25 protein-coding genes and 1 pseudogene are annotated in these 26,765 nt (G+C 69.4%); 12 read left to right on the forward strand and 14 right to left on the reverse strand.

Translation table 11 applies throughout. From position 1 onward, the window contains the following. Positions 1–25 precede the first annotated feature (25 nt). The 6 genes and pseudogenes from dapD to EGT67_RS04500 all read left to right on the forward strand — a co-directional run. Positions 26–979, forward strand: coding sequence for a 2,3,4,5-tetrahydropyridine-2,6-dicarboxylate N-succinyltransferase (gene dapD, locus EGT67_RS04475; RefSeq protein ID WP_127914864.1), 954 nt, complete (start codon positions 26–28; stop codon positions 977–979). A gap of 10 nt (positions 980–989) precedes the next feature. Continuing rightward, complete coding sequence (locus EGT67_RS04480) at positions 990–2,378, forward strand: amino acid permease (protein ID WP_127914865.1); 1,389 nt, start codon at positions 990–992, stop codon at positions 2,376–2,378. Between the two features lie 109 nt (positions 2,379–2,487). Then, the gene (locus EGT67_RS04485; protein ID WP_241565892.1) at positions 2,488–3,819 is read left to right on the forward strand and encodes a YncE family protein; all 1,332 of its coding nucleotides are present in this window, start codon (positions 2,488–2,490) and stop codon (positions 3,817–3,819) included. A gap of 81 nt (positions 3,820–3,900) precedes the next feature. Continuing rightward, complete coding sequence (locus tag EGT67_RS04490) at positions 3,901–4,710, forward strand: enoyl-CoA hydratase (protein ID WP_127914866.1); 810 nt, start codon at positions 3,901–3,903, stop codon at positions 4,708–4,710. Between the two features lie 117 nt (positions 4,711–4,827). Next, a complete protein-coding gene (locus EGT67_RS04495; protein WP_127914867.1) occupies positions 4,828–5,460 on the forward strand; it encodes a TetR/AcrR family transcriptional regulator in 633 nt (210 codons plus the stop codon). After that, positions 5,457–6,407 (forward strand): annotated as a pseudogene (locus EGT67_RS04500) (TauD/TfdA dioxygenase family protein); the annotation flags it as partial. The gene EGT67_RS04495 and the pseudogene EGT67_RS04500, both read left to right, overlap by 4 nt. Positions 6,408–6,424: 17 nt before the next feature. Here the strand turns inward: EGT67_RS04500 and EGT67_RS04505 are convergent. Further along, positions 6,425–7,459 carry an NADP-dependent oxidoreductase gene (locus tag EGT67_RS04505; RefSeq protein ID WP_127914868.1) on the reverse strand — a complete coding sequence of 345 codons (1,035 nt, stop codon included), beginning with the start codon at positions 7,457–7,459 and terminating at the stop codon, positions 6,425–6,427. A gap of 92 nt (positions 7,460–7,551) precedes the next feature. Between EGT67_RS04505 and EGT67_RS04510 the strand changes: the two genes are divergently transcribed. Then, a complete protein-coding gene (locus EGT67_RS04510; protein ID WP_127914869.1) occupies positions 7,552–8,403 on the forward strand; it encodes a 3-hydroxyacyl-CoA dehydrogenase in 852 nt (283 codons plus the stop codon). Positions 8,404–8,471: 68 nt separating this feature from the next. Here the strand turns inward: EGT67_RS04510 and EGT67_RS04520 are convergent, their stop codons facing one another. The 7 genes from EGT67_RS04520 to EGT67_RS04550 all read right to left on the reverse strand — a co-directional run bounded on the left by EGT67_RS04520 (position 8,472) and on the right by EGT67_RS04550 (position 17,219). Beyond that, a complete protein-coding gene (locus EGT67_RS04520) occupies positions 8,472–9,875 on the reverse strand; it encodes an acyl-CoA synthetase (protein WP_127914871.1) in 1,404 nt (467 codons plus the stop codon). A 25-nt stretch (positions 9,876–9,900) separates the two neighbouring features. Then, entirely contained in the window at positions 9,901–10,869 is a 969-nt protein-coding gene (locus tag EGT67_RS04525; protein WP_127914872.1) for a proline dehydrogenase family protein, read from the reverse strand. Then, on the reverse strand, positions 10,866–12,515 hold the full coding sequence (gene pruA, locus EGT67_RS04530; RefSeq protein WP_127914873.1) for an L-glutamate gamma-semialdehyde dehydrogenase: 1,650 nt from the start codon (positions 12,513–12,515) through the stop codon (positions 10,866–10,868). The genes EGT67_RS04525 and pruA overlap by 4 nt, the downstream gene beginning before the upstream one ends. Positions 12,516–12,714: 199 nt before the next feature. Continuing rightward, positions 12,715–13,815, reverse strand: coding sequence for a succinyldiaminopimelate transaminase (gene dapC / locus EGT67_RS04535; protein WP_127914874.1), 1,101 nt, complete (start codon positions 13,813–13,815; stop codon positions 12,715–12,717). Between the two features lie 47 nt (positions 13,816–13,862). Continuing rightward, entirely contained in the window at positions 13,863–14,186 is a 324-nt protein-coding gene (fdxA, locus tag EGT67_RS04540) for a ferredoxin (protein WP_127914875.1), read from the reverse strand. A 158-nt stretch (positions 14,187–14,344) separates the two neighbouring features. Beyond that, the gene (locus EGT67_RS04545) at positions 14,345–16,969 is read right to left on the reverse strand and encodes a bifunctional FO biosynthesis protein CofGH (RefSeq protein ID WP_127914876.1); all 2,625 of its coding nucleotides are present in this window, start codon (positions 16,967–16,969) and stop codon (positions 14,345–14,347) included. Positions 16,970–17,009: 40 nt separating this feature from the next. Next, positions 17,010–17,219 carry a hypothetical protein gene (locus EGT67_RS04550; protein ID WP_127914877.1) on the reverse strand — a complete coding sequence of 70 codons (210 nt, stop codon included), beginning with the start codon at positions 17,217–17,219 and terminating at the stop codon, positions 17,010–17,012. A 136-nt stretch (positions 17,220–17,355) separates the two neighbouring features. On the opposite strand from EGT67_RS04550, the gene EGT67_RS04555 reads away from it, so the two are divergent. Further along, the gene (locus EGT67_RS04555; protein WP_127915295.1) at positions 17,356–17,835 is read left to right on the forward strand and encodes a PH domain-containing protein; all 480 of its coding nucleotides are present in this window, start codon (positions 17,356–17,358) and stop codon (positions 17,833–17,835) included. Then, positions 17,832–19,373 carry a PH domain-containing protein gene (locus EGT67_RS04560; protein ID WP_127914878.1) on the forward strand — a complete coding sequence of 514 codons (1,542 nt, stop codon included), beginning with the start codon at positions 17,832–17,834 and terminating at the stop codon, positions 19,371–19,373. The genes EGT67_RS04555 and EGT67_RS04560 overlap by 4 nt, the downstream gene beginning before the upstream one ends. On the opposite strand, the gene catC is transcribed toward EGT67_RS04560, so the two are convergent. Genes catC through catA form a run of 3 tightly spaced genes read right to left on the reverse strand, consistent with a single transcriptional unit; the run spans position 19,370 to position 21,710 of the window. After that, complete coding sequence (gene catC / locus EGT67_RS04565; protein WP_127914879.1) at positions 19,370–19,651, reverse strand: muconolactone Delta-isomerase; 282 nt, start codon at positions 19,649–19,651, stop codon at positions 19,370–19,372. The two genes, EGT67_RS04560 and catC, sit on opposite strands and share 4 nt — an antisense overlap. Positions 19,652–19,681: 30 nt before the next feature. Continuing rightward, on the reverse strand, positions 19,682–20,809 hold the full coding sequence (locus EGT67_RS04570) for a muconate/chloromuconate family cycloisomerase (RefSeq protein ID WP_127914880.1): 1,128 nt from the start codon (positions 20,807–20,809) through the stop codon (positions 19,682–19,684). 43 nt (positions 20,810–20,852) lie between these two features. Next, a complete protein-coding gene (catA, locus tag EGT67_RS04575) occupies positions 20,853–21,710 on the reverse strand; it encodes a catechol 1,2-dioxygenase (protein ID WP_127914881.1) in 858 nt (285 codons plus the stop codon). Between the two features lie 206 nt (positions 21,711–21,916). Between catA and EGT67_RS04580 the strand changes: the two genes are divergently transcribed. Further along, positions 21,917–22,687 (forward strand): IclR family transcriptional regulator domain-containing protein, encoded by a 771-nt coding sequence (locus tag EGT67_RS04580; protein ID WP_127914882.1) that lies wholly within the window; start codon positions 21,917–21,919, stop codon positions 22,685–22,687. Positions 22,688–22,697: 10 nt separating this feature from the next. On the opposite strand, the gene EGT67_RS04585 is transcribed toward EGT67_RS04580, so the two are convergent. Next, complete coding sequence (locus EGT67_RS04585) at positions 22,698–23,624, reverse strand: AraC family transcriptional regulator (protein ID WP_127915296.1); 927 nt, start codon at positions 23,622–23,624, stop codon at positions 22,698–22,700. A gap of 200 nt (positions 23,625–23,824) precedes the next feature. On the opposite strand from EGT67_RS04585, the gene EGT67_RS04590 reads away from it, so the two are divergent. Further along, positions 23,825–24,388 (forward strand): flavin reductase family protein, encoded by a 564-nt coding sequence (locus EGT67_RS04590; RefSeq protein ID WP_127914883.1) that lies wholly within the window; start codon positions 23,825–23,827, stop codon positions 24,386–24,388. Positions 24,389–24,414: 26 nt separating this feature from the next. Further along, a complete protein-coding gene (locus EGT67_RS04595; RefSeq protein ID WP_127914884.1) occupies positions 24,415–26,034 on the forward strand; it encodes a 4-hydroxyphenylacetate 3-hydroxylase family protein in 1,620 nt (539 codons plus the stop codon). A 45-nt stretch (positions 26,035–26,079) separates the two neighbouring features. On the opposite strand, the gene EGT67_RS04600 is transcribed toward EGT67_RS04595, so the two are convergent. Both EGT67_RS04600 and EGT67_RS04605 read right to left on the reverse strand, forming a co-directional pair. Next, on the reverse strand, positions 26,080–26,487 hold the full coding sequence (locus EGT67_RS04600; protein ID WP_127914885.1) for a hypothetical protein: 408 nt from the start codon (positions 26,485–26,487) through the stop codon (positions 26,080–26,082). A gap of 49 nt (positions 26,488–26,536) precedes the next feature. Then, positions 26,537–26,746 (reverse strand): hypothetical protein, encoded by a 210-nt coding sequence (locus EGT67_RS04605; protein WP_127914886.1) that lies wholly within the window; start codon positions 26,744–26,746, stop codon positions 26,537–26,539. Between the last annotated feature and the right edge of the window lie 19 nt (positions 26,747–26,765).

The raw sequence follows: 26,765 nt of genomic DNA on the forward strand, positions 1-26,765 counted from the left end.
GCGTATTCGCGTAACCTGTGCATCCGTGAGTGCACAGGGAGCATCTGCAGTAGGCGTCGCCAACGTGACCGAGTCGGGCACGGTTCTCGACACCTGGTACCCGGCCCCCGAACTGGGCGAGTACCAGGAGAACGGAACCGTCGCACTCGAGGGCACCGACATCCCGTCGGACCTGGCGCTGCTCGCCGGCCACGACGAGGCCCGCGAGGTCAAGCAGGTCGTGGTCCGCACGACCATCGCCGATCTGTCCGCCGCGCCGGTCGACGCGCACGACGCGTACCTGCGTCTGCACCTGCTGTCGCACCGCCTGGTCGCACCCCACTCGATCAACCTCGACGGCATCTTCGGCCTGCTGGCCAACGTCGTGTGGACCAACTTCGGCCCGTGCGCCGTCGACGGCTTCGAACTGGTGCGCTCGCGCCTGCGGATCCGCGGCCCGGTGACGGTGTTCGGCGTGGACAAGTTCCCGCGCATGGTCGACTACGTCGTCCCGTCGGGCGTGCGCATCGCCGACGCCGACCGGGTCCGCCTCGGCGCCCACCTGGCGAACGGCACCACCGTCATGCACGAGGGCTTCGTGAACTTCAACGCCGGCACGCTCGGCTCCTCGATGGTCGAGGGCCGCATCTCGGCCGGTGTCGTCGTCGGTGACGGCTCCGACGTCGGTGGCGGCGCGTCGATCATGGGCACCCTGTCGGGTGGCGGCAAGCAGGTCATCTCGGTCGGCGAGCGCTGCCTGCTCGGTGCCAACGCCGGCCTGGGAATCTCACTCGGCAACGACTGCGTGGTCGAGGCCGGCCTGTACATCACCGCCGGCACCAAGGTCACCGGCCCCGACGGCACCGTCGTCAAGGCCGCCGACCTCAGTGGCCAGTCGAACATCCTGTTCCGCCGCAACTCCGTCTCCGGCGCCGTCGAGGTGGTGCCGTGGAAGGGAACCGGCGTGGAACTGAACGCGGCACTGCACGCCAACGACTGATTCCAGGCTTGTGAGCTCCACCGAAACCCCAGTTCGATTAGGGCACGGCCTCAAGGTCCGTCATCTCACGATGATGGGCCTGGGCTCGGCCATCGGCGCCGGTCTCTTCCTGGGGACCGGCGTCGGGATCGCGAAGGCAGGCCCCGCGGTCCTCATCTCCTATCTCATCGCCGGCTTCGTCGTGGTGTGCGTGATGCGCATGCTCGGCGAGATGGGCGCCGCTCTGCCTGCGAGTGGATCCTTCTCGCACTACGCGCGCATCGGAATCGGCGAATGGGCCGGCTTCGTGATGGGCTGGCTGTACTGGTTCATGCTGATCATGGTGCTGGGAGCCGAGATCACCGGCGCGTCCGCGATCGTCAACGACTGGCTGCCCGGCGTACCCCAATGGGTGATCGCGCTGGTGTTCGTCACCTTCTTCGCCGTCGTCAACCTCGCGAAGGTCAGCAACTTCGGCGAGTTCGAGTTCTGGTTCGCGGCCCTCAAGGTCGCGGCGATCGTCGGCTTCCTCGTCGTCGGCGTCCTGCTCGTCTTCGGTCTGCTCCCGGACACCGACCCCGTCGGATTCACGAACCTGCTCGGTGAGGGCGGCTTCATGCCCAACGGGTTCAGCGGTATCGCCGCGGGCCTGCTGGTCGTGGCGTTCGCGTTCGGTGGCATCGAGATCGTGACGATCGCGGCGGCCGAGTCCGAGCACCCCGAACGCTCGATCGCCACGGCCGTGCGCACCGTCATGTGGCGGATCAGCGTCTTCTACATCGGCGCGATCGCCATCATGGTCCTGGTCCTGCCGTGGAACGATCCCGCGCTGCAGGACGGCCCCTTCGTCGCCGTCCTCGAGCGGGCGAACATCCCGTACGTCTCCGGGCTGATGGAACTGGTCGTCGTGATCGCGCTGCTGTCGGCGTTCAACGCGAACGTCTACGGCACCTCCCGCATGGCGTTCTCTTTGGCACGGCGCAACGACGGCCCCAAGGCCCTCGCCAAGCTGTCGACGACGGGGGTTCCGACCAACGCGGTGCTGCTGTCGGTGTTCTTCGGCTTCGTCAGCGTGCTGCTGAACTGGCTGCTTCCCGATTCGCTGCTCGGCATCCTGCTCAACGCCGTCGGCGCGGCACTGCTGGTGATCTGGGTGTTCATCGTGATCGCCCACCTGCGGCTGCGGCGACAACTCGAGCGCGAGGGCAAACTGTCGGTGCGGATGTGGCTGTTCCCGTACCTCAGCTACCTCACCCTGGCACTGCTGGCCGCGTTCGTGGTGCTGATGGCGTTCGACGCCGACGCGCGCGAGCAGTTGATCTCCACAGCGGTGCTGTTCCTCGTGATCCTCGCCGTGGGGCTGATCACCGCGCGGCGCCGTGCGAGCAAGTCCGCGACCCCGGCGGAGCCCGCGAACTAGCCTCGGGCAGCACCGGTCCCGTCCCGCGACGGTGTTCGTGTTTTCGTATACGCCGCGGCCTTCTCTTGCTAACCTGCCGCCGACCGATCGAGTCGACGAGGGGGCACGGATGACGTCACGCAGGACCGTTCTCGGACGAGGGTGCGCCGTCACCGTGGCGGCCGCCGCGGTGTTCTCGACGCTGGCCGTCGGTGCGCCGGCGGCAGCCGCGGACCCGGCGGGGCTCGACGAGGTGCTGTTCGTCGGCAACAACTGGGACGGCACCGCCGATGTCATCGACTCGACGGGCAGCTACGACAAGCTCGGCCGGATCGACATGATTCCCGACAAGAACGAGCGCCTGCGCGAGATCTACCTCAACCCGATCAAGCTCGGATTCTTCCTCGGCATCCGTGCCACCGCGGGCGAGGGACACGACCAGTTCGTCGACGACATGTACACGACGCCGGACGGGTCCGCGGTGGTCGCCTCGCGCCCCAGCTTCGCCGACGTCGTCTCGATCGACCTGACCACCGGGAAGGTCAAGTGGCGCTTCCCGGTGTCCGGTTTCCGCGCCGACCACATGGCGGTCTCCCCCGACGGCACCCGGATCGCGGTGTCGGCCTCGACCAGCAACACCGTGCACGTGCTGGACATCGTCACGGGTCAGCAGATCGGGTCTTTCCGGACCGGCGACAAGCCGCACGAGAACGTCTTCACCGACGGCGGCCGCTACCTGTGGAACATGTCGATCGGCGAGGTGACCTCCAGCACCGATGCGCCGGAGCAGGACTCCACCAAGGGCGATCGCCGGATCACCGTCGTGGACGCGAACACCTTCGAAGTCGTCAAGGTGATCGACATGCGTGACCGACTCGACGCGTTCGGCCGCTCGGACCTGTCCGATGCCGTGCGCCCGGTGGCGTTCAGCCCGAACGAGGACAAGCTGTACTTCCAGGTGTCGTTCTTCAACGGTTTCGTCGAGTACGACGTCGCCGCGGACCGGATCACCCGCATCAAGGAACTGCCGAAGAACCCGGCCACCAACCCGGACCGCACCACCTGGGTCAACGACTCCCGCCATCACGGCATGTCGATCAACCCCGACGGCAGCAAGCTGTGCATCGCCGGGACGATGGACGACTACGTGACGATCGTCGACACCGCGACGCTGCAGGAGACGCCCCCGGTCCCGGCGGGCAAGCCGTACTGGGCCACGGTCAACGGCGACGGGACGCAGTGCGTGGTCTCCGAGAGCGCGAACGACACGGTCAGCGCCGTCGACTTCGCGACCGGGCTGAAGGTCGCGACGGTCCCGGTGGGCGATCACCCGCAGCGGGTGCGCCTCGGCCACGTGCCGGTCGGGTGGACCGCGCCGCCCGGCGGCGACGGCGGAAGCGGCAGCCTGGCGCCGTTCGGCAGCTCGGGCTCGTCGGGCGGCTCGGGGTCGTCCGGCAGCTAGGGATCTGCGGAATAACGGGCACATCGGGCGCTCCCGCGGCGTAGGGTCGGCGGGAATCGCCCCTTGCCAGTAGGAGATCCGTTGAGCTTCATCGTCGTCGAACGGCCGCGCGAGAACGTGGCACTGGTGACCCTCAATCGCCCGGAACGCATGAACGCGATGGCGTTCGACGTGATGATCCCGTTCCGGGAAGCGCTCGAGGCCATCAGCAACGACACCACGGTGCGGGCCGTCGTGATCACCGGCGCCGGCCGGGGCTTCTGCTCGGGCGCCGATCAGCGATCGGCGGGCCCGATCCCGCACATCGAGGGTCTCACCCGCCCGTCGATCGCGCTGCGCTCGATGGAACTGCTCGACGACGTCATCCTGACGCTGCGCCGGATGCATCAGCCGGTGATCGCGGCGGTCAACGGCGCCGCGATCGGCGGCGGCCTCTGCCTGTCGCTGGCCGCGGACATCCGCCTGGCCGCCCCCGAGGCGTACTTCCGCGCGGCCGGCATCAACAACGGCCTGACGGCGAGCGAACTCGGCCTGAGTTACCTGCTGCCGCGGGCGATCGGCTCGTCGCGCGCCTTCGAGATCATGCTCACCGGCCGCGACGTCGACGCCGACGAGGCCGCGCGGATCGGGCTGGTGTCGCGGATTGTCGCCGGTGAGGACCTCCTCGAGGAGGCGTTCGACATGGCGCAGCGGATCGCGATGTTCTCGCGTCCCGGCGTCGAGCTCACCAAGCGCACCCTGTGGTCGAGCCTGGACGCGTCGTCGATGGCGCAGCACATGAACCAGGAAGGACTCGGCCAGTTGATGATTCGACTGATGACCGACAACTTCGAGGAGGCCACCCTGGCCCGGCGCGAGAAGCGCGACCCGATGTTCCGCGACACCCGCTAGGCGCCGTTCGCGGTGGCCGGGCAGGCCGCCGCGGGAGCGCATTCGACCCACCTGTTGACAGGCTAAGGCAACAGCCTTAATCTCGCGGTTGTGACTCAAACCTCCTCTCGCCAAGCCATGATCGACGCAGCCGAGAGGATCGTCGCCGAGCGCGGCATGCCGGCGATGACACTCAAGGACGTGCAGATCGCGGCCAACCAGGCGAACAAATCCGCCGCGAAGTACCACTTCGGCTCGCGCGACGGGCTCATCGAGGCCGTCATCGAGTCCCGCATGGCACCCGTGAACACCCGCCGCCAGGAGTTGCTCGACGAGATCACCCGGACCGGCGAACCGACCGTGCGCCGGTCCGTCGAGGCCCTGCTGCGACCCCTGGCCGCCGAGACGCTCGGACGCCCCGGCAGCCACTACGCCCGGTTCCTGGCCCAGAGCATGCTCGATCCGGCGCTCGCGGACACCGTCCAGCGACATCTTCGCGCCGAAAGCTACTGGTCGGCAAAGCAACTGATGATCGACCTGGCACCGGTGCCGCACGAGGTGGCGCTCTGGCGGGCCGACAACGTGATGATGCTCGGCATCGTCACACTGGCCGCCCGCGAGGGCCGCGACCGCACCGCGGCCGAGACGTCGGCGCTCATCGCCGATCTCATCGACACGTGCGTCGCCGTACTCGAGGCGCCTTCCTCCACCCCTGTTCCGATCGACCCCGAAGAGAGCCCCACCGCCGATTCCGAAGGAGTAACACCATGACCGTCACGTCCACTCCCCCGGCATTCCACACCTCGGTCGCACCGCGGCCGACCGATCCGCTGGCCGCGTTCGGCCCGCTCGTCGCACCGCGCCTGCCCGAATCGGTCGAGCAGCGCCCCTACGAGTTGTTCTCGCTCGCACCGGCGACCCCCACGATCGGGGCGGAGATCACCGGCCTCCGCCTCGGCGGCGACCTGTCCGACGCGGTGCTGGCCGAACTGCGCCGGGCCCTGCTGGAGTGGAAGGTGCTGTTCTTCCGCGACCAGGACATCGTTCGCGCCCAGCACCGCGCCTTCGCGGCCCGGTGGGGCGAGCTCGAGCAGCACCCGTTCTTCAAGTACACCCAACCCGGCCAGAGCGACGCCGACGTCGCGACGCTCGCGAAGGACGCTATGGCCGTCGGTGTCGAGAACCTGTAGCACAACGACGTGACCTGGCACGAATTCCCTTCGTTCGCAGCGGTTCTGCGTGCAGTCGAGGTTCCGGAGGTGGGCGGCGACACGCTGTGGACGGACACCGGTGCGGCGTACGACCTGCTGCCGGAGGACATCCGGACGCGGATCGACCATCTCGAGGCCGAGCACGACTGGATCAACGCGTTCGGCCGGGGCATGCCGCAGGACGCCGTCGACATGCTGCGGCCCCATTTCCCCGCGGTCACGCATCCCGTGGTGCGGGTGATCCCGGAGACCGGCCGGCGCGTACTCTTCGTGAACATCGGCTTCACCCAACGCATCCTGGGCGTCTCCGAGGCCGAGTCCAACGAGTTGCTGACGATGCTGTACCGCCATGTCCAGCGCCCCGAGTTCCAGGTGCGGCTGCGGTGGCAGCCGAACACGATCGCCTTCTGGGACAACCGCTCGTGCCAGCACTACGCCGCGAGCGACTACTACCCGGCCCGCCGGGTCATGGACCGCATCTCGATCGTCGGCGACAAGCCCGTCGGCCCCCCCCGGCCTGACGCCTATCCGTCGTCCGGGCCGACCCGGACGACCAGCTTTCCGAAGTTCTTGCCGTGCAGCATTCCCAGGAAGGCCGCCGGCGCATTGTCCAGTCCGTGCACGACGTCCTCCCGGTACTTCAGCCGACCGTCGGCGACCCATCGGGAGGCGTCGCGTTCGAAGTCCGCGTACATCTCGCGCACGAACTCGGACTGGATGAAGCCGCGCACGGTCAGGCTCTTGGTGAGCACCAGACCCATGAACGCCGGTAACCGGTCCGGGCCCTCCGGCGTCGACGCCACGTTGTACTGGGACACCAACCCGCACACCGGGATCCGTGCGTACAGATTGAGCAGCGGGAGGACCGCCGCCGTGACCGGGCCCCCGACGTTCTCGAAGTAGACGTCGATGCCGTCCGGCACCGCCGCCTTCAACCGATCGGCGAAGTCCGGGGACCGATGGTCGATCGCGGCGTCGAACCCGAGTTCGTCCCGGAGGTACGCGCACTTGTCCGGCCCGCCGGCGATCCCGACGGCCCGGGCGCTGTGGATCTTCGCGATCTGCCCGACGGCCGACCCGACGGGACCCGCCGCCGCGGCCACGACCACGGTCTCGCCCTCCTGGGGCCGCCCGATCTTCAGCAGACCCGAGTACGCGGTGAACCCGGGCATACCGAGCACACCGAGTGCCGTCGACAACGGCGCCAGGGACGGATCGAGGACCCGCACTGCGTTGCCGTCGACCACGGCGTGGGTCTGCCAACCGGAGTACGCGAGGACGTAGGACCCCGCGGCCACCCGCGGGTTCCGCGACTGCACCACCTGCGCGACCGCCCCGCCGACCATGACGTCGCCCACCTCGACCGGCTCCGCATACGACTCCGCGGCACTCATCCGACCGCGCATGTACGGGTCCAGCGACAGGCACACCGTCCGCAGCAGCACCTGACCATCGGACAGGTCGGGCAATTCGACTGTCTCCGTGCGGAAGTTGTCGACGGTCGGCTCACCGTGCGGTCGTGAGGCGAGAACGATGCGGGTGCTCGTGACAGCGCTCATACCCCGACGGTACGCCGACGCTCACCCGGCGGGGATAGGGTCGGAAGGAACCGGCCGTCGTCCGATTCGGCCGGACGCAACCGGGAGGTTTCATGACGGACATTCGGAAAGTCACCGTGCTGGGCGCCGGTGTTCTCGGTTCCCAGATCGCCTTCCAGACGGCCTTCAAGGGCTTCGAGGTCACCTCGTACGACATCGACGACAAGGCCCTCGACGCGGCGCGCGGACGCTTCGCCGGCCTGGTCGACACCTACCGACGGGAGGTGCCCGGCGCCGACGACGGCAGCGCCGCCGCCACGCTGGACCGGCTCGCGCTGACGTCCGACCTCGACGCGGCGGTCGCCGACGCGGATCTCGTCATCGAGGCGATTCCCGAGATCCTCTCGCTCAAGCAGGACACCTACCGCAGGATCGGCAGTGCCGCACCGGAGCGGACCATCTTCGCGACCAACTCGTCGACGCTGCTGCCGAGCGACCTCGCCGACGCCACCGGACGTCCCGACCGGTTCCTGGCGCTGCACTTCGCGAACCGCGTGTGGAGTTCCAACACCGCCGAGGTCATGGGCACCGAGCGCACCGATCCCGCGGTGTACCGGCGGGTGGTCGAGTTCGCGACCGCGATCGGCATGGTCCCGATCGAACTTCACAAGGAGAAGGCCGGGTACGTGCTGAACTCGCTGCTCGTGCCGTTCCTCAACTCGGCCGCGGCCCTCGCCGCCGGCGGTTACGCCGAGCCGGCCGACGTCGACAAGACCTGGAAGATCGCGACGGGCGCGCCGCTGGGCCCGTTCCAGATCTTCGACATCATCGGCCTCACCACGCCGTACAACATCATGGCCCACGGCGATGAGGCTGCTCAGAAGCTGGCGGTGTGGCTCAAGGAGAACTACATCGACAAGGGCAAGCTCGGCATCGCGTCGGGCGAGGGTTTCTACCGCTACTAGGCGCTCCGCGCCCGTGCGCCTTTATGGTGGTCGGAACTACCGAAAAGGCGCACGGGCGGCGCAGCCGCCTACAGCAGCTTCTTCTGTACCTTCCCCATCGCGTTGCGCGGCAGCGACTCGACGATCCGCACCTCACGCGGCCGCTTGTGCACCGACAGCTGCGACGCCACGTGGTCGATCAGCGCCTGTTCGTCGAGTCCGTCGCCGACGACGAACGCGACGATGCGCTGTCCCAGGTCGGCGTCCGGCAACCCGACGACAGCGGCCTCCTTGACGCCGGGGTGGCCGAGCAGCGCGGTCTCCACCTCGCCGGCACCGATGCGGTACCCGCCGGACTTGATGAGATCGGTGGACTCGCGTCCGACGATGCGGTGGAAGCCGCCCGCATCGATCACCGCGACGTCACCGGTCTTGAACCAGCCGTCGTCGGTCCACGACTCGGCAGTCGCCTCGGGCCGGTTCAGGTAGCCGTCGAACAGCGTCGCCCCGCGGACCTGCAGACCGCCGATGCTCTCGCCGTCGTGCGGGACGTCTTCACCACGCTCGTCGCGCAGGCGGGTCTCGACGCCCCGCACCGGCAGGCCCACCCACCCGGGGCGACGTTCCCCGTCGACGCGGGTGCTGACCGTCAGCATGGTCTCGCTCATGCCGTAGCGCTCGATCGGGGTGAGCCCGGTGAGTGCGCGCAGCCGCTCGAACACCGGCACGGGCAGCGGCGCGCTGCCGGACACCAGCAGCCGGGCACCGCTCAGTGCGCGCGCGGACTCCTCGTCCTCGGCGATCCGCGACCACACGGTCGGCACGCCGAAGAACAACGTGCCGCCGGCGCGGGCGGCCTCCGCGTACGCCTGCGGCGTCGGCTTGACGGTGTGGACCAGGCGGCTACCCACCCGCAGCGGGCCGAGCACCCCGAGGATCAGCCCGTGCACGTGGAAGAGCGGAAGGCCGTGCACCAGAACGTCCTTCGACGTCCAGTCCCACGCCTCCGCGAGCGCGTCGATGCCCGCGGCGATCGCGCCGCGGCTCAGCAGCACGCCCTTCGGCGGACCCGTCGTGCCCGACGTGTACAGCACGAACGCGGTCGACGACGGGTGCGGTTCGGGATGGCCGTGCCAGTCGCGGGCGTGCACGCGCACCGGCACCACCGGCAGCGCGGATCCCTCCGGGGCCCGCCCGAGCCACGCCTGCGCGCCGGAGTCGGACAGGATGTGGTCGAGTTCGGCCGGACCCGAATCCGGCGGGACGGGAACGACCGTGACCCCGGCGAGGAGACACCCGACGACGGCGATCACCGTCGCCGGGGTCGGCTCGGCCAGCACCGCGACCACCCGGGCGCCGGCGATGCGCTTGGCCAGCGCCCCGGCGGCACCGAGGATGTCCGTGCGCGAGAGCGCGGTGTCGCCGATCCGGACGGCGTCGGGCATGTCGTCGCCGCGCGCGACGGCGAGAGGATTGAGCGAACTGAGCAGCACGACGCCCACTGTCTCACATCGCGTGTCAGCGCCTGGTGAGCGTCGAGCGCAGGAAGAACCTCAGGTTCGAGGGCCGCTCCGCGAGACGGCGCATGAAGTACCCGTACCACTGCACGCCGTACGGCACGTAGACCCGGACGCGTCGGCCGGCGTCGACCAGCCGGGCCTGCTCGAGGTCCCGGATCCCGAACAGCATCTGGTGTTCGAAATCGCCTGATCCCCTGCCGGTTTCCGTGAGCAGTCCGTCCACCGAGTCGATGAGCGACGGGTCGTGGGTCGCGACCATCGGGTAGCCGTCGCCCTGCATGAGGATGCGCAGACACCGCGCGTACGACGCGTCCACGTCGGCCCGCGACCGGAACGCCACCGACTCGGGTTCGCGATAGGCGCCCTTGCACAGCCGGATCCGCGAGCCCGCGCCCGCGAGATCGCGGCAGTCACCCTCGGTCCGCCGCAGGTACGCCTGCAGCACCGTGCCCAGCCACGGGAAGTCCGTGCGCAGCTCGCGCACGATCGACAGCGTCGAATCGGTCCGGGTGTGGTCCTCGGCGTCGACCGTCACCCACACCCCGTGCTCGTGCGCGGCCGCACAGATCGTGCGGGCGTGGTCGAGGGCGATCTTGTCCCCGTCCACCGGCAACCCCTGCCCCAACGCCGACAGCTTCACCGACACCTCGAGCGGGCGCACCCCGCTCGCCCCGGCCTGCGGCAGGCGCGCGAGTTCGGCGAGCAGTTCCAGGTACGCGACCACGGTGTCCCGCGCCCGATCGACGTCGAGCGTGTCCTCGCCGAGGTAGTCGATGCTCACCGAGCGCCCCGCGACCAGCAGGGTCGACGCCGCGGCCATCGCGTCGGCGAGCGTCTCCCCCGCGACGAAGCGCCGCACGATCGACTTGGTCACCGGGGCCCGCGTCACCGCGTCCTTGACCCGGGCCGACCGCGCGGCCGCGAGGATCGCCGGCCGCAGCGGATTCGACAGGACGCTCGGCGTCATCGACCCCGCTCCGGTCCCATGTGCGGGTAGCGGTGATCGGTCGGCGGGACGAACGTCTCCTTGATCGTGCGCGCCGACACCCACCGCAGCAGGTTCAGCGGCGAGCCGGCCTTGTCGTTGGTGCCCGACGCCCGCCCGCCCCCGAACGGCTGCTGGCCCACCACGGCGCCGGTCGGCTTGTCGTTGACGTAGAAGTTGCCCGCCGTGAAACGCAGTGCGGCCGAGGCCTGTTCGACCGCGTCCCGGTCGTCCGCGACGACCGCACCGGTCAGCGCGTACGGCGAGGCGGTGTCCACCGCCGCCAGAACGTCGGCGAACGCACCCGGGGCCGAGTCGTCGTACACGTGCACCGAGAGGATCGGACCGAAGTACTCCTTCGCCAGCGCCTCGTCCCGGGGATCGTCCACGAGCAGCACGGTGGGCCGGACGAAGTACCCGACGCTGTCGTCGTACTTGCCGCCGACCGCCACCTCCACGCCGGCGGCACCCCGGGCACGCTCGATCGCCGCGACGCTCTTGTCGTAGGCGCGGCGGTCGATGAGCGCACCGCCGAAGTTCTCGAGATCGGTGACGTCGCCGTACGTGAGGGCGTCGACCTCGGCGAGGAACTGCTCCTTCATCCCGGCCCACACCGACCGCGGCACGTACGCGCGCGAGGCCGCCGAACACTTCTGCCCCTGGTATTCGAATGCGCCGCGGATCAGTGCCGTCGACAGCACCGCCGGATCGGCCGACGCGTGCGCGACCACGAAGTCCTTGCCGCCGGTCTCCCCCACCAGTCGCGGGTAGCCGTCGTAGCTCCCGATGTTCGCCCCCACCTCACGCCACAGGCGCTGGAACGTCGCCGTCGACCCGGTGAAATGGATCCCGGCCAGCCTCGGATCACGCAGCGCCACATCGGAAACCGCGAGACCGTCCCCCGTGAGCAGATTGATCACCCCCGGCGGCAGGCCCGCCGCCTCGAGCAGTCGCAGCGTCCAGTAGGCGGCCAGCGTCTGCGTCGGCGACGGCTTCCAGACCACGGTGTTCCCCATCAGCGCGGGAGCGGTCGGCAGGTTGCCGGCGATCGCGGTGAAGTTGAACGGGGTGATCGCGTAGACGAACCCCTCGAGCGGTCGGTACTCGAGCCGATTCCACACCCCCGGCGACGAGATCGGCTGCTCGGCGAGGATCTCCCGGGCGAAATGCACGTTGAACCGCCAGAAGTCCACCAGTTCGCACGGGGCGTCGATCTCCGCCTGCTGCACCGACTTGGACTGTCCCAGCATCGTCGCGGCGGCCAACTTCTCGCGCCACGGCCCGGACAGCAGATCGGCCGCGCGCAGCAGCACCGCGGCGCGTTCGTCGAACAGCAGTCGCCGCCACGCGGGGGCGGCCGCGGTCGCCGCGTCGATCGCGGCGCTCGCGTCGTCGTACGTCGCATTGGTGAATGTCGCGAGGATCGACGAATGGCGGTGCGGCTGAACTACTTCCAATTGCTCGCCGACACCGGAACGGTGACGGCCGCCGATGACGTGCGGGATCTCGAGCACCTCGGCGGAATGCTCCGCGAGAGCCTTCCGCAGACGGTCCCGCTCCGGACTGCCCGGCGCGTAGGAGTGGACCGGTTCGTTGTGCGGCGCCGGTACCTGTGTGACGGCATCCATGCTGCCCTCCTCAGCCTGAGCCCGAGAGACTGCGACCAAGCTCAGGCTACGCCCGACACCGCCTCCCGCGCCCCGCAACAAGTGCGCCGAGCGCCGGGACCCGCGCCCCGCTCCCGCGACAAGTGCGCAAAACGCGAGAACCCGGGCCCCGCGTGCGCGACAAGTGCGCAAAACGCGAGAACCCGGGTTCCCCGATGGGTCAGGACAGGCGGGCGGCCGCCGCTTCGATGCGCTCGTCCGACGCGGTGAGCGCGATCCGGACGTGCTTCCGGCCGCGCGGGCCGTAGAAGTCGCCCGGTGCGACCAGGATGCCGCGCTCGGCGAACCAGTCGACCGTGTCCCGGCAGTCCTCGCCGCGGGTGGCCCACAGATACAGGCCGGCCTCCGAGTCGTCGACCGTGAAGCCCGCGCCGCGGACCGCCGCCAACAGGATCTCGCGGCGCCGGCGGTACCGCTCGCGCTGCTCCTTCTCCTGGCCGTCGTCGGTCAGCGCGGCGGCCATCGCGGCCTGGATCGGGGTCGGCATCATCATGCCCGCGTGCTTGCGGACCTCGAGCAGTTCCGCGATCAGCGCGGGATCACCGGCGAGGAACCCGGCCCGGTAGCTCGCCAGATTCGACGTCTTGGACAGCGAATGGATCGCCAGCAGACCGGTGTGGTCGCCGCCGCACACGCGCGGATCCAGGATCGACACCGCCTCGGCCTCCCAGGTCAGACCCAGGTAGCACTCGTCGGACGCGACGATCGCGCCGCGCTCACGAGCGAACTCGACCACCTTGCGCAGGTGCTCGACCCCGAGCACCTTGCCGGTGGGGTTGGACGGCGAATTGACGAAGATCAGCGCCGGCTTCTCCGGACCCAACTGCGCGGTGCCGTCGGCGCGCAGCACCCGGGCACCGGCGAGCAGCGCACCCACCTCGTACGTCGGGTACGCCACCTCCGGAATGACCACGAGGTCGTCCGCGCCGAGACCGAGCATGCTCGGCAGCCACGCGATGACCTCCTTGGTGCCGATCACGGGCAGGATCGCCGCGGGATCGATCCCGGTCATGCCGTAGCGCCGCGCCAGCGACGCCACCGTCGCCTCACGCAGTTCGTCGGTGCCGTGCGTCGTCGGATAGCCGGGCACCGCCGCGACCGACGACAACGCCTCCTGGATGACCGGAGCCACCGGATCGACGGGTGTCCCGACGGACAGGTTGACGATCCCGCCGGGATGCGAGTTCGCCTTCTCCTTCGCGGACGCGAGGGAGTCCCACGGGAAATCGGGCAGGGTCTTGGCTACAGAGATGCGCGGCAACTGATCTTCCTCGAACCGTTCCTACTTGTTGTTCGACCGGTCGTCGACTAGTCCTCGCTCATGGGTGGCAGCGCCTTGATCATCGGCGGGTCGTAGTCGACCTTCCCGAGCTTCGCGGCACCACCCGGCGAACCGAGGTCGTCGAAGAAGTCGACGTTCGCGCTGACGTAGCCGGTCCACTGGTCCGGCACGTCGTCCTCGTAGAAGATGGCCTCGACGGGGCAGACCGGCTCACACGCACCGCAGTCCACGCACTCGTCCGGATGGATGTAGAGCATGCGACCGCCCTCGTAGATGCAGTCGACCGGACACTCCTCGATACAGGCCTTGTCCATCACATCGACGCACGGTTCGGCAATCGTGTAGGTCACTGCTGCTCTCCCTGCCTTTCTGACACGGGCGCCGGGGCGCCTCGGCGAGCCGGCCGCCGGGCTCCCGCCCGACGAACATCCGGAAGGTCCAGTATGAAGCGTTGCGGCCGCGACAGTTCGGTAAGGGTGTCCTCATATCGCGGTCCGTTACGGCACCGTCAGGCCATCGGCAGGACGGTCGTGGGCTCCCGGAGGGCGTAGCTCGTCGTCCGCTCCCGGGCCGGACGACCGATCCCCTCCGCGATCGCCCGCAACTCCTCGACCGTCTTCTCCGAGCCGTGCTGCGAGCCCGCCATCCGCGAGATGGTCTCCTCCATCAGCGTGCCACCGAGATCGTTCGCGCCGCCCTGGAGCATCGCCTGCGTGCCCGCGATGCCCAGCTTCACCCAGCTGGTCTGGATGTTGTCGACGCGCCCGTGCAGCATGATCCGGGCCAGCGCGTGCGCGGCCCGGTTGTCGCGCTGCGTCGGCCCCGGACGGGACGCGCCCGCCAGGTACAGCGGCGCGCTCTGGTGCACGAACGGCAGCAGCACGAACTCGGTGAAGCCCCCGGTCCGGTCCTGGATGCCGCGGATCACCCGCAGGTGGCCCACCCAGTGCTTGGGGCTGTCGACGTGGCCGTACATCATCGTCGAACTGGATCGCAGGCCCACCTCGTGCGCGGTGGTGATGACGTCGATCCACGCCGACGTCGGCAGCTTGCCCTTCGTCAGGACCCACCGCACCTCGTCGTCGAGGATCTCGGCGGCCGTGCCCGGGATGGTGTCGAGGCCGGCCTCGCGCAGCTCGGTGAGCCAGTCGCGGATGCTCTGGCCGCCGCGGGACGCACCGTTGACGATCTCCATCGGGCTGAACGCGTGCACGTGCATCGACGGCACCCGCCGCTTGACCGCCCGCACCAGGTCCGCGTAACCGGTGACCGGCAGCTCGGGGTCGATGCCGCCCTGCATGCACACCTCGGTGGCGCCCGCGACGTGCGCCTCCCACGCCCGGTCGGCCACCTCCTCCGCGGACAGCGTGAAGGCGTCGGCGTCGCCCTTGCGCTGCGCGAACGCGCAGAACCGGCAGCCGGTGTAGCAGATGTTGGTGAAGTTGATGTTCCGGTTCACCACGTACGTGACGTTGTCGCCGACGGCCTCCCTGCGGAGCGCGTCCGCGAGCGCGACCACGGCCTCGAGACCGTCCCCGTCGGCGGTCGCGAGCGCCAGGTACTCGTCGTCGGACAGCGCGGCCGGATCCCGTTCGGCGCTGCGCAGCGCGGCCACCACGTCGGTGTCCACCCGGGCCGGGGCGGCGCGCCCCAGTTCCAGGACCTGCTCGCGGACGGTCTCCCAGTCACCGAACGCGCTGCCCAGGTCGGAGCGGGTCTCGGTGTTGCGGCCGTCTGTGTCGATCTCGGTGTTCAGGTCGACGCGGCCCGACGACACCCACTCCTCGTCCGGTTCCTGCCACGGCAGCCCCGCCGGCTTCACGTCCGCGCGGGCCATACCCGTCTCCGGGTCGGCGAGCGCCCGCACGTGCGCACCGATCCGCGGGTCGATCCACGGATGTCCGGCCAGCACGTACTGCGGTTGCGCAGCGGTCCGTTCGACGAGGGTGTACCCGGCCCGGGCGGTGACCTCGGCGAGCGTGTCCAGATTCGGCCACGGCCGTTCGGGATTCACGTGATCCGGCGTCAGCGGCGACACACCGCCCCAGTCGTCGACACCGGCACCGATCAGCGCGAGGCACTCCGCCTCCGACACCAGGTTTGGCGGCGACTGGATCCGCATGCCCGGCCCCAACAGCAGGCGCGCGACTGCGATGGTCGCGAGGAACTCCTCGAGGTTCGCATCGGGGGCGTCGCGCATCGCGGTGTCCGGCTTGGCCAGGAAGTTCTGCACGATCACTTCCTGCACGTGCCCGAAGGCCTTGTGCAGCTTACGGATCGCCATGATGGAGTCGGCCCGCTCGGCGGCCGTCTCGCCGATCCCGACGAGGATGCCGGTCGTGAACGGAACCGACAGCCGGCCCGCATCGGTGAGCGTGCGCAGGCGCACCTCGGGATCCTTGTCGGGGCTGCCGTAGTGGCACTCCCCCTTCTCGGTGAACAGCCGCTTCGAGGTGGTCTCGAGCATCATGCCCATCGACGGCGCCACCGGCTTGAGACGTGAGATCTCCTCCCAGCTCATGACACCCGGATTGAGGTGCGGCAGCAGGCCGGTCTCCTCGAGCACCCGGATCGCCATCGCCCGCACGTAGTCGAGCGTGGAGTCGTAGCCGCGCTCGTCGAGCCACTGCTTCGCCTCGGGCCAGCGCTCCTCCGGCCGGTCGCCGAGCGTGAACAGGGCCTCCTTGCAGCCCAGTTCGGCGCCCTGGCGGGCGATCTCGAGAATCTCGTCCGGCTCCAGGTACATGCCGTGCCCGGCGGCGCGCAGCTTGCCGGGCACCGTCACGAACGTGCAGTAGTGGCACTTGTCGCGGCACAGGCGGGTCAGCGGGACGAACACCTTGCGCGAGTACGACACCGTCTTCGGGCGGCCCGCCGCGACCAGGCCGGCGTCGCGCACCTTGGCCGCCGACGCGCACAGGTCCTCGAGGTCGGCGCCCCGCGCCTGCAGCAGCGTCGCGGCCTCGTCCACGTTGAGTGTCGAACCGTCCCGCGCCCGCCGCAGCACGCGCCGCATCGCACTCGCGGACGGCGCTTCGACGTTCCCGGAACGCCCCGGAACCGACGGCATCGGCAGGATCGTGGACCGATCGGTGTCATCGCTCGAGTGACTCACCCGACGATCATGCGCCACCGACCGGTGCCCCTGCCACCGCGGGTGTCCCGAGTTCCGCCTATCCGTGCGGGTAATCCTCGTCGACGGGCACGCTGCGACGCTGTTCGGCGGCGTCGGCCGGGTCGACCTCCAGCGGCGTCGGCGGGGGCGTCGATTCGTCGCGGTCGTCCTCCGACTCGGCCGGCGTCAACTGCTCGACGAGGTCGGCCTCCGGGACGTCCGCAGATCCGGCATCGTTCCCGGTGTCCTCGGCTTCGATCGGAACCATCACGACCACCTCCCGTCTCGGCAGACCCGCACGGCCTGTGCGGCCACCTCCACCATAGGACGAGACACGCCGACTCGGGCAGGATGAGATCGTGAGCCTTCCTCCCGACCCCAGCCGTGCCGCACGGACGGTGACGATGGCCGACCCGCGGTGGCGTCCGAGCACGCGGGCGCCGCGGTTGTGGGCCACGACCGCCGCCCTGGTCTGGCTGCCGGTCTTCGTCGCGCAGATCGTGTGGGCCGTCGTCGTCGGGCGCTGGACGGTGTGGCCGCACGTCACGGTCTTCGCCGTGACACTGGTCGTCGCGCTGGCCGACGTCCTCGTCGTGCCGCGGTGGCGGTATCGCGTGCATCGGTGGGAGATCAGCGACGACGCGGTCTACACGCGCACCGGATGGTTCACCCAGGAGCGCCGCATCGCGCCGATCACCCGCATCCAGACCGTCGACACCGAGCGCGGGCCGCTCGACCGCCTGTTCGGTCTCGCGACGGTCACCGTCACCACGGCGTCGTCGGCCGGTGCCGTGAAGATCCCCGCGCTCGACCTCGACGTCGCCGACCGCGCCGTCGAGCACCTCACCGACATCGCCGCGCGCCATGCCGGGGACGCCACGTGAGCGTCCCCGTCGAAGCGTCCGGGGCGGCAGCCCTCGCGGCCGAGGAGGACCAGCCGTGGCTGCGCCTCGACAAACGGATGCTCCTGGTGCATCCCGTCAACGAAGTCCTCAAGCTGCTGCCGGTCATCGCGGTGTCGTGGATCGTCGGTAGCAACAGCGGCAACCACTACTGGGGGCTGATCGCGGTCGCCGCGCTCGTCACGTACGGCGTGCTGCGCTGGTTCACCACGACCTACCGCATCGGTCCGGTGCACGTGCAACTGCGCCGCGGGGTGTTCCAGAAGAAGGTGCTCTCGGTCCCCCGCAGCCGCATCCGGTCCGTCGACGTGGAGGCCGGCGTCCTGCACCGTCTGCTCGGGCTGGCCGTGCTGCGGATCGGGACGGGACGGCAGAGCGCCCGCCACGAGGACCGGTTCGAACTCAACGCCCTCGACGCGTCGCTGGTTCCGGACATGCGCGCCGCACTGCTGGCCGGGCACCGACACCCCGCCGAGGCGGCGACCGACGCCGACTCACCCGCCGCACCCGTGGCCGTGCCCGCCCGCGAGATCGGGCACTGGTCCCCGTCCTGGGTCCGCTACGCCCCGTTCTCCGTGACCGGACTGATCGCGATCGGCGCCTTCGTCGGCGTGATCTTCCAGTACGGCCTGGCCGACCGGATCGCGCACTCGCCCGCGCTCGAGAACGGTTTCGACTCCGCGGAGCGCGCCGGGGGGCTCGCCCTGGCCCTGCTCGGCCTGGTCGCCCTGATCGTCCTGTTCGTCGCCGCATCCGTCCTCGCGTGCGTGCGCTACCTGGTCGTCTACGGGCGAATGACGGTCACCGACAACGGGCGGACCCTGCACGTGAGCCACGGCCTGTTGCGGACCAGGCAGACGACGCTCGACCGCGCCCGACTGCGCGGGACGACGCTGAAGGAGCCGCTGCTGCTGCGCCTCGCGGGCGGCGCGGCGCTCGACGCGATCATGACCGGCGTCAGCGCCGAGCACCGCGAGTCGTCGCTGTTGCTGCCGCAGAGCCCGCGCGCCGAGACGACCCGGGTGATGGCGACCGTCCTCGGCGACGACCGGCAGGCCGACGTCCCGCTCCTCGCGCACGGGCCGGCCGCCCGTCGTCGCCGATACACCCGGGCCCTGTGGCCCGCGGCCCTCGCGGCCGTGATCGCCGCCGGGTTCGCCGTCGCCGGACGCCAGGTCCCGTGGCCCGTCTGGGCGGGTGTCGTGGTGCTGGCGCTGGCCGGGACCGGACTGGCGTGGGACCGGTACCGCGGGCTCGGCCATGCCGTGCTGCCGGGCTGGCTGATCACCCGCAGCGGGTCGCTCGATCGCCGCCGCGACAGCGTCGAGGCGGCGGGGATCATCGGCTGGACGGTGCGGCAGACGTTCTTCCAGCGCCGCGCGGGCGTCGCCACCGTGATCGCCGCGACCCCGGCGGGCACCGGCAGGTACGCGGTGCACGATCTTCCGGTCGAGCAGGCGTGGGCGCTCGTGGACGCCGTCACCCCGGGAGCGGGCGGGATCTGGCGCCGCACCACCTAACGGATCGAGCTGCCGTGCCTCGTGAGCGGCACGACGTCGATCGTCATGTAGGGGAAGAGCGGAAGGTTCCACAGGATCTCGTGGAGTTCGTCGGCGGATTCGACATCGAAGATGCTGATGTTGCTGTACTGACCGACGATTCGCCAGATGTGCGCCCACTTGCCGGCACGCTGCAGATCCTGGGAGTACGCCTTCTCCCGGGCGATCGTCTCCTCGCGGAGAGCGGGGTCGAGGTCGCGGGGAATGTCGACGTCCATGCGGACGTGGAACAGTGCCATCGTGTGAATACTCCTGACTCGGTATCGGATTCAGTCGCGCGCGACGTGTTTGACGACGTCCATGTCGAGTTCCACGCCCAGACCCGGCCCCGGCGGCAGGTGGACCTGCCCGTCCGAGTAGTCCAGCGGGGTCTGCAACAACTCCACCGCGAACAGCTGCGGACCGAACAACTCGGTGCCGTAGTCGATCCCGGGCTCGGCACACGCGAAATGCACGGACGCGGCGGTACCGATCGGCCCCTCGATGGACGTGGCCCCGTGACAACGCAACCCGGCCGCCGCCGCCACGGCGACGACCTGCTTACTCCGTTGCAGACCACCACATTTGGTGGTCTTGACAGCGATCACGTCGGCGGCGCCGAGCTTCGCGATCTCGAGCACGTCGTGCGGCGTGTGCGCCGACTCGTCCGCCATGACGGGCGCGGACACCCGGCGGGCGATCTCGGCGAGCACCTCACGCTGCTCGCCCGGGGTCGGCTGTTCGACGAGTTCCACTCCGCCGTCGACCAGTTCCGGAACCCAGCGCAGTGCGGTCAGACGGTCCCAGCGGGCGTTGACGTCGATGCTGACGCCCGCACGACCGTCCAGTGCCTGCGCGACCTTCACGACGCGAGCGGTGTCCACCGCCGGGTCGAGCGCCCCCATCTTGAGCTTGAATGCGAAGTTCAGTCTCGCGTCCATCTTCTCGGCGATCTCGTCGAGGACCTCCTCGACGGGGGCCGCGCCGAGCGCCCACCGGACGTCGACGCCGGTCCGGAAGGCGCCGCCGAGCAGCGTGTGCACACCCACCCCGAGACAGCGGGCATAGGCGTCGTGCAGCGCGACGTCGACGGCAGCCTTCGCGAACCGTGCGTTCGCCACGATCCGTTCGAGATCGATCATGATCCCGGTGATCTCGTCGACTCCGCGCCCGATGAGCGTCGGCGCGATGTGCCGATCGATGAGCACCTTCATCGTCTCGACGGATTCACCGCCCCACCACGGCCCGCCCGGCACGACGCCCTCGCCGTATCCGGTGACGCCGCCGGCCGTGGCGACCGCGACGAGCAGGATCGGCTGCGCCTCGCTCGTCGTGGTGGCGAACTTGTGCGGACGGACCAACGGTACGTCGAGGATCGTCGTCTCGATGGAGACGATCGCGAGATCGGGGTCGGACATCGGGAAACTCACCTTCGCAGAACGGATTCGACGTGGTCGGGTACTACTGGGTCGGATCGAGCGCGAAGTCGTAGGCGACCCGGTTCACGCCGTCCGCGCCCCGCACCGGATCGAGGACCAGCTCCGGCTTGACCGCGGTCGCGACGTCGGTTTCGACCCAGTCACCGCCGCGGAAGTAGAGCTGCGTGGTGATCGGCAGCCGACCGGGCGCCTTGACCATCAGGTGCAGGTGCGCGGGCCGCCACGGATGGCCGCCGTGGGATTCGATGAACCACCCGGTCGGACCGTCGTGCGGAATCTGGTACGGCGCAGGCTGAATCGTAGTGATCTCGTAGCGCCCCTCGTCGTCGCACACGATGGTGGCGCGCAGGTTCCACTCCGGGATGTTCGGCGCGAACTGCGAGTAGAAGCCGTCCTCGTCGGCGTGCCACAGTTCCACCGTGGCGCCGCCGAGACCGGTGCCGTCCAGGTCGGTGACCTGCCCGGAGAACACCAGCGGCGTGGACCGGCGGTCCTGCTCGCGCATCGGCATGGTGCACACGGCCGGGAGTTGCGGCGCGTCCGGCACGTAGTACGGGCCCTCGATGCTGCCCTTGGTGCCCGCGAGACCGTTCCGGCTGTAGTTGACGTCCTCGACCTGGTGCTCGACGAACACGTCCAGCCACAGCGGCCACTCGCCGTACTCGCCGACGTCGATCATCCACTGCTTGAGGACGCGGTACTCGTCGTAGGTGACTTCGTGCCGGTGGATGACCTCCCCCAGCGCGCTGAGCACGTCGCAGTAGATCGCGGCGGCCCGCTCGGGCGACGTGTCGCACGAGACGCGTTCGGTCTTGAACTTGTCGGTGGCGGCGTTGCCGGACGCGTGGGCCGTCGCGACGGCGGTGTCGATGTCGGTCATGGATCCTCCTCGTCGAGGGTTCGGACGATGCAGTCGAGAAGTTCGGGATCGGAAGCGGGACGACGGGCTCCCGATTGGATGTACGCTATGCGTACACATGAATCGCTATGCGTACACGCGGTGCGTGTAGATACTGTGCGTCGAGTCACAGACTTTGTCAACAGCCGGCGACGCCGCCGGAGACGAAAACCCAGCAAGGAGAGCCGATGGCCAACGACGACCGCGACTACATCCAGAGCATCGAACGCGGGTTCGCCGTGCTGCTCGCGTTCGACGAGCACGATCCCGAACCGTCGCTCGCGGAACTCGCGGCCAAGACCACGCTCTCGCGCCCCGCGGTCCGCCGCATCCTGTTGACCCTGCAGCGGCTGGGCTACGTCACCGCCAAGGGCAGCCGCTGGTCGCTCACCCCCCGGGTACTCAGCATCGGCGGGCACTACTCCGCGTCGCACAGCCTGGTCGACGCCGCCATGCCGCGACTCGTCGAACTGTCCGAGCACACCGGGGAGTCGGCATCGCTCGGCGTCCTCGACGACACCGACGTGGTGTACGCGGCGCGCGTGCCGGTGCGGCGCATCATGAGCATCAACGTGTCGGTCGGTACCCGGGTGCCCGCCTACGCCACATCGATGGGCCGGGCCCTGCTGGCGTGGGCGCCGCCCGAGACCGTCGATCGGGTGATCGAGGCGACCCGGTTCGACAAGCTGACCGCGGCGACGGTCGGCACACCCGACGATCTGCGCGCCGAACTGGCACGGGTGCGCGATCAGGGGTACGCGCTGACCGCGGCCGAACTCGAGGAGGGCCTGATCTCGCTCGCCGCACCCGTGCACGACGCCACCGGCGCCGTCGTCGCCGTGACCGCCTGCTCCACCTCGTCCGGCCGCAGCACGCCCGAGCAGTTCCGCGACGTGGCCGCGCCGCACGTCGTCGCGGCCGCCGACGCGCTCGGTGCCGACCTGGGTCACCGCGGATGATCCGAGTACGTCAGGAACGCAACGTCGCAGACGGTGCGCACCCGTACTTGCGCCGATAGGCCGCCGCGAACCGCCCGGTATGGGTGATGCCCCAGTGGAGGGCGACGTCGGTCACCGAGGTGACCGACGGGTCGCCCGCCACCAGGTCGTCGTGGATCCGTGAGAGCCGGACGTCCAGCAGGTAGTCCCGCGGGCACACACCCAGGTACTCACGGAACCCCTCCTGCAACCGGCGCACACTCACGCCCGCGGCCGCGGCCATGTCGCCGGCGGTCCATGCGAGCGACGGATCCTCGTCGATCCGATCGAGCACCCGCTTGACGATCCGAGGTCGGGGCGCCGCGGTCGGAGCGTCGGGCATCACCGCCAGCACGAATGCGCCGGTGATGGCCCCCGACAGTTGCTCTGCGACGACCGGGGTCTGCCACAGCCCCTCGCCGCCGCGCACCTGCTGGACGATCGAGTTGAGCAGACCCATCCAGTTCCGGCCGGCATCGGTCGACAGATTCACCTGATCGGGCAGTCGGCGGTCCGGACGCCCGAGGACGCGGGTGACCTCGCGGCGCAGGTAGTCGCCGTCGAACCGGACACCGACGATCTCACAGTCCGCGGTCCACCGCGTGATGGCGGCCGGGGTGTCCGGCCGGAACACCGACGCGGTCCCCACGCCCGAGATCACGACGCTGCCGGCACTCTCGGATTCGATCCGACCCGACAGCGGAATATTGACCGCATACCCGCCGGGATGCTCCGTGTCGACGGAAACCTCTGCACCCCAACCGATCCGAGCCAGGCGCAACGGCCCGATCGTGGTCGCCCGCAGGTTCAGGCGCGGCTCCGAACCCGCCGACAGGGGCGAGAGGTCGTGCGGGAAGTACGCATCGGAGACCACGTTCTCCGCCGTGCCCCAATCACCCGGATCGGCGGTCCCGTTCATCGCCATGCCCTCGCACCTTCCCGCCCCGTCCAATTCGGGACTTCGGCCCCAGTGTGATCGGGAACACGTCCTCTGGCAACAACGGGCGGTCGAACCGACCGCGCATTCCGGATAGCGGCGCCGCTCAGCGGATCGCCGACCCGGATCCGATCGACCTATGGTCTCGGTCACAGCAAACGACCACCAGCAAGGAGCCCGACATGGATTCGCGTCGACTGCGAAACATATTCGGACAGTTCGCAAGTGGGGTCACCGTCATCACCTGCGCCAAGGAGGACGGCACGCCGCACGGTGCCACGGTGACGGCCTTCACCGCGGTCTCGCTCGAGCCGCGATTGTGCCAGGTGACCCTGACCCGCACGTCCAAGGCCTGCTCATTCCTGTCCGGCGCACCGTTCGCCGTCAACATCCTCGCCGCGGACCAGACCGACGTCGCGCTCCACTTCGCCGGTCGCCCGCAGTCACCCGAACCGGTGTGGGACCAGGGGCCCACCGCGCCCGTCCTGGCCGGCAGCGCCGCCACCCTGTCGTGCGTCCCCTGGCGCGAGTACGACGGCGGCGACCACGTGATCTTCATCGGCGAGATCGTCGACGCTCAGTGCCGCGAGACCGATCCACTGCTGTTCTACCGCAGCACGTTTCACGATCTCGGCGCCCCGAGCGGGAGCGCCGCTTGGAACGGATCGATGGACGATCCGCACCGAGGCTGGTTCGACGCCTCCGCCACGTTCACGCCCATGCACCTGTCCGGTGCGACCAACTGACCCATCCCCCCGACGCAGGAGACACGATGACCACCACCGAACCCCGCCCCACCGTCGAAGAAGTCGACCGTTCCCGGGTGAACGTCGCCGCGGACTGCGAGGCGAACCGGACCGCGAACTTCGCCTCCCGCCCGATGACCGGCGACGAGTACATCGAGTCCATCAAGGACGGGCGGGAGATCTACCTGCACGGCGAGAAGGTGAAGGAATTCTGGAACCATCCGGCGTTCCGCAACCCCATCCGGATGACAGCGCGCCTGTACGACGCACTGCACACCGGCGAGCACGTCGACACCCTCACCTGCCCCACCGACACCGGCAACGGTGGCGTGACGATGCCGTTCTTCCGCACCCCCCACTCGGCCGACGACCTGCTGAAGGAGCGGGACGCGATCGCCACCTGGGCGCGCATGACGTACGGCTGGATGGGCCGCTCACCCGACTACAAGGCCTCGTTCCTCGGCACCCTCGCCGCCAACAGCGAGTTGTACTCGCCGTTCCAGGACAACGCCAAGCGCTGGTACCGGGAGTCGCAGGAGAAGGTCCTGTACTGGAACCACGCGATCATCAACCCGCCGGTGGATCGGCAGCTCCCGCCCGATCAGGTCGGGGACGTGTTCATGAAGGTCGAGAAGGAGACCGACGCCGGCCTGATCGTGTCCGGCGCGAAGGTCGTGGCGACCGGATCGGCGATCACCAACTACAACTTCATCGCGCACTACGGCCTGCCCATCAAGAAGAAGGAGTACGCGCTGATCTGCACGGTGCCGATGGACGCACCGGGCATCAAGCTCATCTCCCGCGCCTCGTACTCGCAGAACGCCGCGGTCGTCGGGTCGCCGTTCGACTACCCGCTCTCGAGCCGGATGGACGAGAACGACGCCATCTTCATCTTCGACAAGGTGCTGGTGCCGTGGGAGAACGTCTTCATGTACGGCGACGTCGAGAAGATCAACGCGTTCTTCCCGCAGTCCGGCTTCCTGCCGCGGTTCACCTTCCAGGGCTGCACCCGCCTCGCGGTCAAGCTCGACTTCATCGCCGGGCTGCTGATGAAGGCCCTCGACTGCACCGGCGCCGGCGGCTTCCGCGGCGTGCAGACGCGGGTCGGCGAGGTGATCGGCTGGCGCAACCTGTTCTGGTCCCTGAGCGAATCCATGGCGCGTGATCCGGAGCCCTGGGTCGGTGACACCGTCATCCCGAAGCTCGAGTACGGCCTCACCTACCGGATGTTCATGATCCAGGGCTACCCGCGGATCAAGGAGATCATCGAGCAGGACGTCGCGTCCGGGCTCATCTATCTCCCCTCGAGCGCGGCCGACTTCAAGAATCCCGACGTGCGCCCCTACCTCGACAAGTACGTGCGCGGCAGCGACGGGATCACCGCCGTCGAGCGCGTGAAGGTCATGAAGGCGCTGTGGGATTCGATCGGCTCCGAGTTCGGTGGCCGCCACGAACTCTACGAACGCAACTACTCCGGCAACCACGAGAACGTGAAGGCCGAACTGCTGTTCGCGGCGGAGAATCGCGGCGGCGTCTCGGCGATGAAGGGTCTCGCCGAGCAGTTCATGAGCGAGTACGACCTCGACGGTTGGACCGTTCCGGACCTGATCGGGAACGACGACGTGACCGCGTTCTACAACAAGTAGCGTCGCCGGGCCGTGCGCGGGTGGGGCACCCACCCGCGCACGGTTCTAGCCCTGAGCCTTCGCGACCAACGACTCGAGACGCACGCGGAACAGGTACAGGCCCGCCGGCAGCAGTGCCGCGACGAACAGCAGCAGGGTCCGCCAGTCCTCGAAGACCAGCAGGTCGCCGCCCGGCCCGCCGATCATGCACACCCCGAACCCGAACAGCCAGCCGAACAGCGGCAACGCGGCGCCCAGCGCCCGATCCGTGAACTTGCGGGCCCCCAGCACCAGCAGCAGGTTCACCACCGCGGCCACCAGGATCGACAGCGGGAACGGCGTCGTGCCGATGTACGCGGGCAGGAACAGCACCGACAGGACCGCACACAGGAACCCGTCGAACGTGAGCAGCGCCAGAGTCGTGCGGGACTCGGCAGTGGTCGGGATGTCGGCGGCGAGGCTCGGGGCGGTCATGCGTCGATCGTCCCCCGCGCCCGCACGCGCGACGACAGTGGGGTCGCCATCACGGCACCGGCGGATAGCCGAGCATCGTCAACAATTCGCTCTGATGATCCGCGAACGAGTACAGCGAGCCGTAGTACAGATCGCGGTAGAACTGCGACATCGGCCGCAGGCTGTCCACGAACGCGACGATCGCATTCTGCACGTCCCAGTTGTACATGCGTCGGCCCTCCCGCTCGACATCCCGAGACGCCGACGATCGGACCCCCACGACGCGTGGCGTAGGTCAC

This window comes from Prescottella agglutinans (genome assembly GCF_004011865.1).
GTDB classification, from domain to species: domain Bacteria; phylum Actinomycetota; class Actinomycetes; order Mycobacteriales; family Mycobacteriaceae; genus Prescottella; species Prescottella agglutinans.

Coding starts and splice junctions, on each gene's coding strand:
- EGT67_RS04485 (WP_241565892.1), top strand. CDS start 2,488: ATGACGTCACGCAGGACCGTTCTCGGACGAGGGTGCGCCGTCACCGTG.
- EGT67_RS04495 (WP_127914867.1), top strand. CDS start 4,828: ATGATCGACGCAGCCGAGAGGATCGTCGCCGAGCGCGGCATGCCGGCG.
- EGT67_RS04505 (WP_127914868.1), bottom strand. CDS start 7,459: ATGAGCGCTGTCACGAGCACCCGCATCGTTCTCGCCTCACGACCGCAC.
- EGT67_RS04510 (WP_127914869.1), top strand. CDS start 7,552: ATGACGGACATTCGGAAAGTCACCGTGCTGGGCGCCGGTGTTCTCGGT.
- EGT67_RS04525 (WP_127914872.1), bottom strand. CDS start 10,869: ATGACGCCGAGCGTCCTGTCGAATCCGCTGCGGCCGGCGATCCTCGCG.
- pruA (WP_127914873.1), bottom strand. CDS start 12,515: ATGGATGCCGTCACACAGGTACCGGCGCCGCACAACGAACCGGTCCAC.
- EGT67_RS04550 (WP_127914877.1), bottom strand. CDS start 17,219: ATGGTTCCGATCGAAGCCGAGGACACCGGGAACGATGCCGGATCTGCG.
- EGT67_RS04555 (WP_127915295.1), top strand. CDS start 17,356: ATGGCCGACCCGCGGTGGCGTCCGAGCACGCGGGCGCCGCGGTTGTGG.
- catC (WP_127914879.1), bottom strand. CDS start 19,651: ATGGCACTGTTCCACGTCCGCATGGACGTCGACATTCCCCGCGACCTC.
- EGT67_RS04570 (WP_127914880.1), bottom strand. CDS start 20,809: ATGTCCGACCCCGATCTCGCGATCGTCTCCATCGAGACGACGATCCTC.
- catA (WP_127914881.1), bottom strand. CDS start 21,710: ATGACCGACATCGACACCGCCGTCGCGACGGCCCACGCGTCCGGCAAC.
- EGT67_RS04580 (WP_127914882.1), top strand. CDS start 21,917: ATGGCCAACGACGACCGCGACTACATCCAGAGCATCGAACGCGGGTTC.
- EGT67_RS04585 (WP_127915296.1), bottom strand. CDS start 23,624: ATGAACGGGACCGCCGATCCGGGTGATTGGGGCACGGCGGAGAACGTG.
- EGT67_RS04590 (WP_127914883.1), top strand. CDS start 23,825: ATGGATTCGCGTCGACTGCGAAACATATTCGGACAGTTCGCAAGTGGG.
- EGT67_RS04595 (WP_127914884.1), top strand. CDS start 24,415: ATGACCACCACCGAACCCCGCCCCACCGTCGAAGAAGTCGACCGTTCC.
- EGT67_RS04600 (WP_127914885.1), bottom strand. CDS start 26,487: ATGACCGCCCCGAGCCTCGCCGCCGACATCCCGACCACTGCCGAGTCC.